The organism is Streptomyces sp. NPDC001750, assembly GCF_042892615.1.
Lineage (GTDB): Bacteria > Actinomycetota > Actinomycetes > Streptomycetales > Streptomycetaceae > Streptomyces.
Map to the genome: position 1 here is coordinate 18013 of NZ_JBIAUE010000011.1, position 11551 is coordinate 29563.

The window sequence follows — 11551 nt, forward strand, 5'->3', positions numbered from 1 at the left end:
TACATGCAAACCACCACCGGGGCGGGTCAGGAACAGCGCGGACACGTCCTCCTCATCGCGGGTGACACCGCCATACGACGGCGCGCCGTGCAGGTCGAGCCCAGCGCCAACCTCGCAGCCCTGTCGATGGTGCCCGTGCCCGTGCTGCTCGCCAGCAACGTGCCCGCAGACACCACGTACCTCGACGGCGTCAAGGACCAGCAGGCCCTGCTGATGAAACTGCGCAGCGCCGCCGCCACGCCGGGCCCGCTGCTCGTCTACCTCTCCGGCCGCCTCACCCTCGCCCGCCGCGACCACCAGCTCTACCTCGCACTGACGCACACCACGGCATCCACCATCCGCTACACCGCACTGCCCTGGGAATGGCTGGGGACCGAGCTGCGCCACCGCCCCGCAGGACTGACGACCGTCCTGGTCGACCTCGCCGCGGACAAGCACGCATGGCCCCACCTACAGGAGCCCGGGGCGCTCGCCACTCCCCCGGCCGCCGAGGTCTACGGGGCCATCACCCCTCCCGGCTACGCCGGCAGCAACGGCGTGAGCATCTACACACGAGGGTTCGTCGAGCAACTGCGCCTCACCCCCGACCGGCCCACGAACGCCCGACTGCACGCGCAGACCGTCGGCTCCGTGGCGCTCCCACCCGGCGCCCTGGTCCTCCCGCACATCCCGGGGATCAGCCCCCCGCAGACCGAACCCCAGCATTCAAGGACGAACCTGCTGCTACTCGCAGACGACCAGCAGCAGGAGGAGCCGGGCGAGGCGATGCCCGGCCTCGACCGGCACCCGGCCCCGCCCGCGCCCGGCCCCCCACTCCTGTTCCCAAGCTCGCCACCGCAGCCTGCTGCGCTCAGCCCGCGCCCCGTGCCACAGTCGCCCGTACCTCAGCAGTCCCAGCCGGCCGCGCCCACGCCGCCGGCGCCCCGGCCCGGTCACGACGACATCGACCACCAGTGGCAGCGTGCGGAACCCGCTGCCCCGGTACGGGCTCCGCACCCGGCCCCCGTGGCGGCCTCGACTCCCGCAACGCGGCACGTTCCGGCGGCCCAGCAGCCGGTTGCGCCGCCCGAGACCGACCCGCGTCCGTACATCCACGCACTGGCCGAGCAGCACCGGTATCCCGAGGCGATGCAACTGGCCCAAGTGTGGGAGCAGCATGCCCTGATCACCTACGGTGTCACCTCTCCTCAGGCCATCCAGTGGACCGAGATCCGCGCGGACCTCGCGAAGATGCAGGGCAATTGGATACTGGCCACCCACTTGTGGATCGCTGCCTGCCGGACCCGCCTCGCCCACCAGTCGCCCGACGCCCCGCAGGTCATCGCCGCAGTGAAGAGCGCCCACTACTGCTGGACGCAGATCAGAGACCCGCGGCAGGCCCGCGAGTGCGGCCCCGAGCTGATCAGCCTGCTGCGCACCCTGCCGACGCTCGACCACCGACACCTGTCCGTGGCACGACAGCGCCTGGAGATCCTGCACAACAACTGACGCACGACTACGAGGGGGAAACGACGTCATGGCGTCGAACCGAACCTGGAGGACTTCTACGGGCGCGCCACACCCTTGAAGCCGGGCCCGAGGTCCCGCCGCCGACGGCATGGCACGGTGATCGACCGGGAGGTGAGTACGGCCACTACGGCTCGCGCGGACCGCGGGGTGAGCCCGGCGCCGACCTGTCCGAAGGGCAGGACTCATGCGTACGCGCCTGCCCCCGTGGGCACGGAGGGCATCGGCGAGCGCGGCAAGAGCGGCCCGTCTCCAGCTAGTGCCGCATCAGGCAACGTTCGCCCCGTCGCGACGCCCGGCACGCCCTCTCGCCGCACCGGCCGAAATCCCAAGTACATCCAGTACGAGGGCTTCCGGCCGGCACACCGAGAGCACGTACCGGACGCGCTCCTTGACGGGCAAACGTTGCCTGCCGCGGCACTAGTGCCGTGACCGGCAAGGTCTGCCCGGAAGGAGCGTCGTCCGGTGCTTCCCCAAGCTCTCAGCCTTGTTCGAGCAGGGGAGACCCCATTGATCGCAAGGCGGCCGAAAGCCCTCGGACGGGGTCTCCCCTGCTCGAACGAAGTCGAGAGCTCGGGGAAGGGCTACGTGGGCTCTCGGCCAACGCCGAAGGGGGTCCCCCTGGCCCTTAAGGCCTTGGGGAGTGCGTGCCGGACGGTGCGACGGGGCAAACGTTGCCGGTCACGGCACTAGACAAGCCTAGGGCGTGTTCCGAAGGTCCCGTCTGGCCCGCGACGCCTGGGACGGCGTGCTCTACCCGTCGCGGCGACGACGGAACATCGCGCGATACTCCCCCGGCCGCCGACCCGTGTGCCTGGCGAAGATGCCGCCGAACGCCCCGGGGTCGAGGTACCCGACATCGGCGGCAATGCTTGCGACGGTCTTGTCGGTCGTCTCCAGCAGGTGTCTGGCTCGACGCACCCGGACCGTCTGCAGATACGCGAGTGGCGTCTCGCCGGCTTCGTCGCCGAAGCGACGGAGCATGGTTCTCGTGCTCACGTGGAACTCCTGGGCGAGGGCGGACAGGTCATAGCGAGCACTGAGGTTCTGGTCGAGCCACCGCTTGACGCCGAGTGAGAACTCCCCGCCCGCAGTGGGTACGAGCCGCGTGTCGACATAGGGAGCCTGCGTGGAACGTGCGTCATCGACGAGCGCGATGCGCGCGGTACTGCGGGCGACGCGGGGGCCGTCGTGCTCGCGGACGAACTGCAGCGCGAAGTCGTACATGGCGCTGAAGGCCGCTGTGGTCGTCACCCCCCGGTCGGTCACGACCAACTTCTCCGGGCGGAGGCGTACGTCGACGTACCGGCGGGCGAACCGGTCCGCGAACAACCAGGACGTGGTCGCTTCTCGCCCTCCGAGCAGCCCGGCTTCAGCGAGCAGGAAGGCGCCCACGCAGATCGATACGACAGCGGTCCCGGAGGCCGCCTGCGAGCGAATCGATGCTACTTCCGGTCCCAGGTTCGCGAGTGTGGCGTCGAGATCGAGCATGGGCGAAAGCTCGAAACCCGGCACGATCAGGACGTCCACCGGGCGGACCGCCGAGACGTCGATGACCGCGCCACCGGACGCGGTCACCCGCCGCCGGGGTGAGACGACCGACGTCTCGTAGCCCGCCTGAACCGACCCGTGCGCCGCGGCGACGTGAGTGGCCATCGTCAGGAGGTCGGGAACTCCGAACACCTCCGACGCGAAGCAGCCGGGATAGGCCAGCACTCCGACTCGCAGCGGGCTCATGCTGCCGCCTCCAGCACCTTGGGAACGGGTGGCGATATTACCGGGATACGTGGCGATGCCGCCGCTTCTCAGAGAGGGCGGCCACTCGCGATCATCTCGGTCATGACAATCATGCGAGGGCAGAACGACCCCTTGGACGACTTCTCGCGAAGAGTCGTCAGCGTCGATGACATCGACAAGACCGTGTACGTTGCCGGGTCAGGACCGGCGGTCGTCCTCATGCCCGAGATGCCGGGTATCAGCCCCGACGTCGCCCGGTTCGCGCGTTGGGTGCGTGATGCCGGTTTCTCCGTGTACCTGCCCTCTCTCTTCGGCGTCGACGGTGCCTATCCGCTCGCCGAGGCACAGGAGACCGTCGTTCGACGCGCATGTGTCAGCGCCGAGTTCCGAGCGTTTGCCGGCGGGGGTACCAGCCCCGTCGTCACGTGGCTGCGCGGCCTCGCTCGCCTGGCGCACGCCGAGCGCGGCGGGCCCGGCGTCGGCGCCGTCGGTCTGTGTTTTACCGGCAACTTCGCCTTGACCATGGCACTCGAACCCGCTGTCATCGCACCGGTGGTGAACCATCCGTCGCTTCCGCTCGACGATGCCGGCGGCCTGGAGATCAGTGACGAAGACGCCGCCGCCGTGGCTGAACGCGTAGCGCGAGACGGATTGAAGGTTCTCGCCTACCGCTTCGACAACGACAGGTGGTGCACTGGCCAGCGGTTCGCGGCCTACCGAGCACTCCTCGGGGATGCATTCGACGGCCGCGTACTCGAGGCCGGGACGGCGAACACGAATCCGCCACCCTTCTTCCGCGATGTCGTCGGTTGCGCCCACAGTGTCGTCACGGCGCACCTCGTTGATCGGGACGGTCACCCCACCATGCAGGCCCGAAACGAAATCATCGCCTTCCTGACCGAGCGGCTCGGAACACGGCAGGAATGAGTCCCTGGCGCTCCGGCGCCCGGCGGGGCGCCGCCAACTCCCACATCCGACCGGGTCGGGCCGCGCCACCACCGACCTGGTGATCCCTCTCGGTCAGAGCACGAGGGCGTGTATCGAAAGTGCCTGGTGAGGATGACGGAGAGCCCATGTGTGATCCAGAATGATTGGATGGTCACGCTCGAGACTCCCCGTTTGATCCTGCGTCGCTGGCGCGAGGAAGACATTGCGCCCATGGCTGCCGTCAATGCCGACCCCGAGGTCATGCGGTGGATCCGTGACGGCAGCGTCCGTGACGAACAGCAGACCCGTGACGGAGTCCGGGCATGGGAGAGCGAGTGGGAGGCACAGGGCTTCGGCCTGTTCGCCGTGGAGATCCGGTCCACGGGCGAGCTGGCCGGGTTCACCGGCCTTTCGGTACCCGACTTCTTGCCGGAGGTACTGCCGGCGGTTGAGGTCGGCTGGCGGCTGGGACGTCCCCACTGGGGGCAGGGCTTGGCCACCGAGGCAGCCGCGGCCGCTGTACGGTTCGGGTTCGAAGAACGAGGGCTGGAGCGGATCGTCAGCATCACTCAAGTGGGCAACGACGCCTCCGAACGGATCATGACCAAACTGGGGATGCGTCCGGTCCGTGAGACCGTCAATCCCACCTGCGGTCGGCGAGTACGGGTGTTCGAGTTGTCGTCGGACCAGTACGTCACAACCACTCGTTGATGGCGACTACGAGGACGGTGGCCTCGTAGCGGACCGCGAGTTCGTCGTACCTGGTGGCCACGGCTCGATGGCTCTTGAGGCGATTGATGCCGCACTCGGCCGCGTGCCGGGCCTTGTGGTCCTCTGGGTCGAACTTCGGTGGCCGGCCACCGCTGACCCGCGCATCTTGCGGTTGCGGACCTGGTCGGCCTTGTCCGGAGTGGTGCAGCCGATACCGCGACGCCGCAGGTGGGCGCAGCCACGGGACACCGGTGCGGACCGGAACGGTATCCGTCGATCAACTGTCGCCGGGCCCACGTCAGCGGGCGGCCGGGCTTCTTGCCCCTCGGCAACAACGGCTCCAGCACCGTCCATTGCCCGTCCGTCAGGTCCCCACGTGCCACGAACCGAGATCGTCCCACGACCGAGATCTACTCTCGATACACGCCCTGGGACCGGGCTTGCAGGCGTACGGGGAGGGCTTTCAGGTACCAGTCGGCAGAGTTTGTTCCGCGTTCCAGGTGCTTCGGGTCGGTGGCGAGCTGCAGATCGGGGACACGGTTGAGCAACGCGGTCAGAGCCACGGCGGTCTCCTCCTGGGCGAGGTGCGCGCCCAGACAGCGGTGGGCGCCGTGCCCGAATCCGAGATGAGATTCCCTGCTGCGGCGGGCGGCCGAAGTCAAGACGATCGGGGTCGGTGAAGACGGCCGGGTCGCGGTTGGCCGCGGAAACGATCGGGAGGATGGCTTCCCCGGTGCGCACGGAGGTGCTGCCGACAGTTGATCGGCCAGGTCCAGCGGTTCTCCGCCGGTCCCGGTGGTGCCGTGGTCCCGCACAGCCACTTCGGAGCCTCCAACGCCGTGATCGTTCAGTGACGGCATCATGTGCAGAGACTGTCCTCCGCATCCCTCAGGGCGCCAATCCCTCCGAACGAACGTAATTGCCGTAAGCGCGCCGCCGTCAGTGCCATGGCCTCGGCCGATGGGTGACCGGGCAGCGGCACGGGGGGAGCAGCCGGAGCAGCCGGTGTCCGCTGACGCCGACGTTCACTCCCCCGCCGTGCCGCGGCGCTGCCGGACCGCTCCATGCCCCCGGGCCGGGGGCGGTCGGCGCTCCTCGCCGGCCTTGAGGACCCACTGCGCGGATCGGGAACGGCCGCTCCGCGCCCCGCCTCCTACCGAGCCGAAAGCCCATCGGCTCCGTCGGCCGGCCTCGGATCCGGAGCCGGGTCCTGCTCCGCGGGCGCGGTTGCGCATCATGCGCCGGTCGAAGCACTCATGGGCGAGCGGATCCGGTGAGGTCGGTGGGCGAGCTGGAGCCGTCCGGTGCCCGGGTTCCCCTGAGTGGCCGCCACTGCGTTCGCTTTCGGGTGACTCGCTCGCCGGTTGCTGCCCGTGCCCCGTCGACCGTGCCCCAGCATCGCAACCGTCCGGACCCGTCCAGACCGGGACGGGCCGGGCGTTGGGAGATCGTTGTGCGCATCCTGCTCGTGGCGAGCGTGTTCAACAGCCTCACTCAGCGTATTCATGCCGAGTTGAGGGACCGCGGCCATACCGTAGCGGTGGAAATCGCGTTGCCGGACGATTCGGTGCGTGACGCGTCGTTGCGGCAGGCCGTGCGGGATTTCGCGCCGGACCTCGTTGTGGCCCCCATGCTGAAGACCGCCATCCCGCAGGACGTGTGGGCGGCGCGCACCTGCCTCGTCGTCCATCCCGGCCCACCGGGCGACCGCGGGCCCTCGTCTCTCGACTGGGCCATTCAAGAGGGCGCGGACACCTGGGGGGTGACCGTCCTGCAGGCCGAAGAGGAGATGGACGCCGGGGCCATCTGGGCGTCGGCCACCTTTCCGGTGCCCCCGGTGGGCAAGAGCGATCTGTACCGCAACGAAGTCTCGGACGCCGCGTCGCGGGCCGTGCACCTCGCCGTCGAACGCTTCTCCTCCGGTGCGTACGTTCCTTGTCCGCAGAGCGGCGCAGGCGCGGAGTTGCTCATCCGTACGCGCCCGTACCTGCGTCAGGAGCATCGGCGCATCGACTGGGCATCCGACTCCACGGAAACGGTTCTTCGCAAGCTGCGTGCCGCCGACTCCTCCCCCGGCGTACGTGACGAGTTGCTGGGGGGCGAGTGGTTTCTGCACGGGGGACATCCGGAGCCCGAACTACGCGGGAATCCGGGCGAGTTGGTGGCCGTACGGGCGGGGGCGGTCTGCCGGGCGACGGCCGACGGCGCGGTGTGGATCCCCGAGCTCCGGGCCTGCCGCCGGCCGGATGGTCCCGCCACGTTCAAACTGCCCGCGACGACGGCACTCGGCGGGCGTCTGCCCGCGCTTCCGCGACATCCCGCGCCGCCGCACGATCAGGAGCACCCAATCGGCTGGAGCGACATCAGCTATCGCGAGGAGGGACAGGCCGGTTTCCTCGCGTTCTCCTTCCCTGGCGGCGCGATGAGCACCACACAGTGCCGACGCCTGCTCGACGCCTACCGGATGGCGTGCCGACGGCCCACCTCGGTGCTGGTGCTCGGGGGTGGCCGGGACTTCTTCTCCAACGGCATCCACCTCAATGTCATCGAGGCCGCCGCCGATCCCGGCGAGGAGTCCTGGGCCAACATCAATGCCATGAACGACCTCGTGGAGGCAGTTCTCACCACGAACGACCGGCTGGTGGTCTCCGCCGTGGCCGGCAACGCCGCCGCAGGCGGGGTGATGCTCGCCCTCGCCGCCGACGAGGTCTGGTGCAGGCAGGCGACGGTGCTGAACCCGCACTACCGCCTCATGGGGCTGTACGGATCCGAGTACTGGACGTACACACTGCCGCGCCGGGTGGGGGCCGCTGTCGCGGAGCGCCTCACGGGAACTGCGCTGCCGGTGAGCGCCGAGGCCGCAGTGCGGCTCGGCCTGGTCGACCGGACGGTCGACTGCGATGCGCAGTCGTTCTCGGACGAAGTCGCCCGGCTGGCGGCCCAGTTCGCCGCGTCACCCGCGACTCGGTTGCGTATCGCCGCCAAGAAGGCCGAACGGGACAGGGACGAAGCCCACAAGCCTCTGGCCGCCTACCGGGCGGAGGAGCTGACCGTGATGCGGCGGATCTTCTTCGATCCGCGATCGTCGTACCACGCTCTGCGGCGTGCGTTCGTGCGCAAGGATCCCCCTGCGGGCCGACCGCCGCACCTCTCCCCGTCCTCGGCCACCGGATCCACAGGGAAGTGGCGCGGCCCGGACACCGGCGTCGCCGCCCCGGAGGCGAACCGTGCCGCACTCCCGCCGAGCACTTGCCACCAAGAACCGTGAATTCGGAAGCCTCAGGAGCGAGCTCGTACGCCAGTTCCGAACACACGCCGCCACGGCCGCACGGCTTGATCGTATCCGCGGCCGTGCTGGAGCCCGCTGCGAACGCGGACAGTTCGTCGACTGGCCGGAGCTCGCCGCCGCCCGAGGGCGTGACCCGGCCGGCCCGTACTGCCGAAGCGGGGCCGGCCGGGGTACGGCGGTGTCAGCTGGAGCTCTCCGTGGGGGCGAAGAGGCCGTTCAGAGCGGCCCATTGCAGGAGCATGGTGGTCTTGCCGTCGGCGATGCGTCCGTCGCGGACCATGGAGAGGGCTTCGGAGAAGGGTAGTTCGAGTACCTCGATGTCCTCGCCGTCCTCCTCCAGCCCGCCGCCGCTTCCGGTACGGTCGGCCGACGTGTAGGGGGCCGCATAGAAGTGCAGGCGCTCGGTGACCGAGCCGGGACTCATGTAGGCGTCCAGGATGTGAGTGAGCGGGCCGAGTGCGACCCCGAGCTCCTCGGCGGCCTCGCGCCGGACGGCGGCGAGCGGGGCGTCGCCGTCGAGCAGCCCGGCCGCCGCCTCGATGAGCATGCCGTCCGGATGGTCGTTGACGTAGGCCGGGTAGCGGAACTGACGGGTGAGCAGCACGCAGCCGCGATCGGCGTCATACGGCAGGACGACCGCGCCGTTGCCTCGGTCGTACGTCTCGCGCTGCTGGGTCTCCCAGCGCCCGTCGCGGCGCCGGTAGTCGAAGGTGGTGCGGCGCAGCACGTGCCAGCCCCGGGAGGTGAGCTCCACGTCGCGGATGACGATGTCGGGGTTGCGGTCCAGGTCGCGTCCTGCACGGTCGAGACCGGTGCGGCCGCGGTGGTCAGGGGTGTCGATGCCGGGGCGGGGCGTCGGACCGGTCACGCGGTCTCCTTCAGGGTGTGGCGAGGGATCTCGTTCACGTGGTGATGGATGGGCAGGCCACGACGGCGGGCGGTGGCAATGTCCTGTTCCGCTCCGATGGAGTCGCCAGGAGGCCGGAGCGCGGCGTCGCAGTGGGCCGACAGGCGCTCGGAAGCCGGGTGGAGAACCTGATCACGGAGGGGATCGGTGGGACCCGCACCCGCCGAGCGCAGGACGGGCGGGGCGATCCACTCGCCGCGCACGGGTACGTGTCCGGCGGCGAACACCGGATCCGCCGCCGCTTCGAGACGGGCGACGCTCGCGGCCATGGCCCGCGGTTTGCCGTCGACGCCTGAGCGGTACGGCCCGGCGATGAGGATGAGCGTCGGTCTGTCGGTCATGGCGCGCTACAGTACACGCAGAAACATGCAAGAACCGGAAGGAGTAAGAATGTTGGCGGCCGAACGACGGGACCATCTGCTGGATCTGCTCGCCCGCGAGGGAAAGATCGTCGCCAAGGCCGTCGCCGCGGACCTGGGCATCTCCGAGGACAGCGTGCGGCGTGACCTGCGCGACCTCGCCGCCGAGGGGCTCTGCCAGCGGGTCTACGGCGGTGCGCTGCCTGTTTCTCCAGCCGTGGCGGACTATGCCGCCCGGCAAGCCGTCACTCCTGGCGGCAAGCGAAAGGTCGCAGCAGCGGCAGCGGCGCTGGTACGGCCGGGCAGTGCCCTGATCCTGGATGGCGGCACCACGGCCCTGGCCGTAGCCCACGCCCTTCCGCCGGACCTGGACTGCACCGTGATCACCCACAGCCCGACCATCGCGACCGCGCTGCTCGACCATCCGCGGGCCGAGGTCTTCCTCCTCGGTGGCCGCATCTTCAAACACTCCGCGGTCGCCTGTGGCGCGACCGCGGTGGAGGCCACCCAGAACATCTCCGCCGACCTCTGTCTGCTCGGTGTCACCGGCGTCCACCCGGAGGCGGGGCTGACCACCGGCGATACCGAGGAGGCCGCAATGAAGCGCGCCCTGGCCGCACGTGCCGCGGACACCTACATCCTCGCCTCGTCCGAGAAGATCGGTACCGCCTCCCGGTTCCGTGTCCTGCCCTGGGAGGAGACCAGCGGACTGATCACCGACGCCGACCCCCGCCACGCAGTCGTCAGGCAGCTCACGGCGCGCGGCGTGGAGGTCCTGACAGCCGGCTGAAAGCCACGCGCCGGCCACGGGCTCGCGGGCGGGCCGACGCACCCGCCCGCCATCGCGGGCAGGTCGTCGTGCCGGACGCCGTAGAGCCAGTCCGGCAGGTGCTCGCCCCGACGGGTCATGAGCATCGACAGCAACCGCTGCTCGGCCGCACCTGATCGGTCTTCAGGCAGGTCAGGGCGCCTCCTCGTGGCTCTTGCCGTCAGGTGGTCCGGCGGGAGCGGGCCAGTGCCAGGGCACCGAGGGCCGTGCCGATCAGCCCCAGCACCAGCGCCGAGGCGCCACCGACCACTCCGTTGCCGGTACCGGGACCACCATCGGCGACGGCCAGGTTCAGCGCGCCGACGACCACGCCGGCCGACCCGGCCAGGGCCACGATGGCCCTGCTTCTCCTGTCGCCGGTGCCGACACGGTCGGCCGAGCGGCCCAGGGCCAGCGCACCGATGGCCACGCCGACCAGCGCCACGAGCGCGGCCGTGGTGCCGACGAGGCGTTCGGCGGTCAGGCTGTAGGCATCGACGGCGGCGGACTGGGCCGGTACGCGAGGCCGAGCGCACCCGGGAGGAGACCGCGCGGCGCCGCGCCGACGAGGAACGGCTCCGTATCGCTCGGGAACTGCACGACTCGCTCACCCACCAGATCTCGGTCATCAAGGTGCAGGCGGAAGTCGCCGTGCACGTGGCCCGCAGGCGGGGTGAGGAGGTGCCGCCCTCCCTGTTGGCGATCCAGGAGGCCGGGCGCGAGGCAAGCCGTGAACTGCGCGCGACGCTGGAGGCGTTGCGCGACGACGACACGGCCCCTCCCCGCGGACTCGACGACGTCCCAGCACTGGTGGAGTGGGCCCGTACATTCGGCCTGGACGCGACGCTGACGATCGAGGGGCAGCGAGACCACGTGCCGGCCACTGTGGACCGGACCGTCTACCGGATCGTCCAGGAGTCGCTCACCAACGTCGCCCGGCACGCGGACGCGGCCACGGCGTCGGTCCGGATCGACTGCCGTCAGGACGCCCTCGCGATACGCATCGACGACGACGGCGGGGCGATGCCGGACACCGCCCCGGTACCGGGCCTCGGGCTGCTCGGCATGCGCGAGCGCGAGTCGGGTGGTGGGGCGCAACCGCCGACGAGGGGTATCCGCGGGTGACGAGGCAGGGGAGGCAGACCGGAATCCGAACCCTGGCACCGGCTTCGCCCGCCCTTCTCCGAAGGAGCCGGTTCCACGTGGCCGACGCGTCGCGAATCGGGCGGCAGAGGGTGGCCGACCGGTGTTCAAATGACGGGAGAACAGGGCAGGTTGGCTATCCTGCGGGCATGCGGTGGGGCATG

Annotated in this window: 10 protein-coding genes and 1 pseudogene; 6 read left to right on the forward strand and 5 right to left on the reverse strand. The window is 70.1% G+C overall.

What is annotated here, in order from left to right; all coding sequences use genetic code 11:
• Nucleotides 1–3: 3 nt before the first annotated feature.
• A complete protein-coding gene (locus ACFYY6_RS18630) occupies nucleotides 4–1488 on the forward strand; it encodes a hypothetical protein (RefSeq protein WP_351524502.1) in 1485 nt (494 codons plus the stop codon).
• A 771-nt stretch (nucleotides 1489–2259) separates the two neighbouring features.
• Here the strand turns inward: ACFYY6_RS18630 and ACFYY6_RS18635 are convergent.
• Nucleotides 2260–3243 (reverse strand): helix-turn-helix domain-containing protein, encoded by a 984-nt coding sequence (locus tag ACFYY6_RS18635; RefSeq protein WP_351525101.1) that lies wholly within the window; start codon nucleotides 3241–3243, stop codon nucleotides 2260–2262.
• Nucleotides 3244–3345: 102 nt separating this feature from the next.
• Here ACFYY6_RS18635 and ACFYY6_RS18640 point away from each other — a divergent pair, with 102 nt between their 5' ends.
• Both ACFYY6_RS18640 and ACFYY6_RS18645 read left to right on the forward strand, forming a co-directional pair.
• Nucleotides 3346–4170, forward strand: coding sequence for a dienelactone hydrolase family protein (locus ACFYY6_RS18640; protein WP_351525102.1), 825 nt, complete (start codon nucleotides 3346–3348; stop codon nucleotides 4168–4170).
• Between the two features lie 168 nt (nucleotides 4171–4338).
• On the forward strand, nucleotides 4339–4881 hold the full coding sequence (locus ACFYY6_RS18645; RefSeq protein ID WP_351525111.1) for a GNAT family N-acetyltransferase: 543 nt from the start codon (nucleotides 4339–4341) through the stop codon (nucleotides 4879–4881).
• Nucleotides 4882–5291: 410 nt separating this feature from the next.
• Here the strand turns inward: ACFYY6_RS18645 and ACFYY6_RS18650 are convergent, their stop codons facing one another.
• Nucleotides 5292–5543, reverse strand: coding sequence for a cytochrome P450 (locus ACFYY6_RS18650; protein WP_351525103.1), 252 nt, complete (start codon nucleotides 5541–5543; stop codon nucleotides 5292–5294).
• A 791-nt stretch (nucleotides 5544–6334) separates the two neighbouring features.
• Here ACFYY6_RS18650 and ACFYY6_RS18655 point away from each other — a divergent pair.
• Nucleotides 6335–8149, forward strand: coding sequence for an enoyl-CoA hydratase-related protein (locus tag ACFYY6_RS18655; RefSeq protein ID WP_386610199.1), 1815 nt, complete (start codon nucleotides 6335–6337; stop codon nucleotides 8147–8149).
• A 202-nt stretch (nucleotides 8150–8351) separates the two neighbouring features.
• On the opposite strand, the gene ACFYY6_RS18660 is transcribed toward ACFYY6_RS18655, so the two are convergent.
• Together ACFYY6_RS18660 and ACFYY6_RS18665 are read right to left on the reverse strand one after the other, a co-directional pair.
• Nucleotides 8352–9038 carry an NUDIX domain-containing protein gene (locus ACFYY6_RS18660; protein ID WP_389194188.1) on the reverse strand — a complete coding sequence of 229 codons (687 nt, stop codon included), beginning with the start codon at nucleotides 9036–9038 and terminating at the stop codon, nucleotides 8352–8354.
• Nucleotides 9035–9418: a DUF4406 domain-containing protein gene (locus ACFYY6_RS18665; RefSeq protein WP_351624332.1), complete on the reverse strand. Its 384-nt coding sequence runs from the start codon at nucleotides 9416–9418 to the stop codon at nucleotides 9035–9037. The genes ACFYY6_RS18660 and ACFYY6_RS18665 overlap by 4 nt, the downstream gene beginning before the upstream one ends.
• Before the next feature lie 49 nt (nucleotides 9419–9467).
• Between ACFYY6_RS18665 and ACFYY6_RS18670 the strand changes: the two genes are divergently transcribed.
• Nucleotides 9468–10226 (forward strand): DeoR/GlpR family DNA-binding transcription regulator, encoded by a 759-nt coding sequence (locus tag ACFYY6_RS18670; RefSeq protein ID WP_351525107.1) that lies wholly within the window; start codon nucleotides 9468–9470, stop codon nucleotides 10224–10226.
• Nucleotides 10227–10425: 199 nt separating this feature from the next.
• On the opposite strand, the gene ACFYY6_RS18675 is transcribed toward ACFYY6_RS18670, so the two are convergent.
• A complete protein-coding gene (locus ACFYY6_RS18675; protein WP_388651802.1) occupies nucleotides 10426–10689 on the reverse strand; it encodes a DUF6223 family protein in 264 nt (87 codons plus the stop codon).
• Between the two features lie 77 nt (nucleotides 10690–10766).
• Between ACFYY6_RS18675 and ACFYY6_RS18680 the strand changes: the two are divergent.
• A pseudogene (locus tag ACFYY6_RS18680) lies at nucleotides 10767–11369 on the forward strand (sensor histidine kinase); the annotation flags it as partial.
• Nucleotides 11370–11551 lie beyond the last annotated feature (182 nt).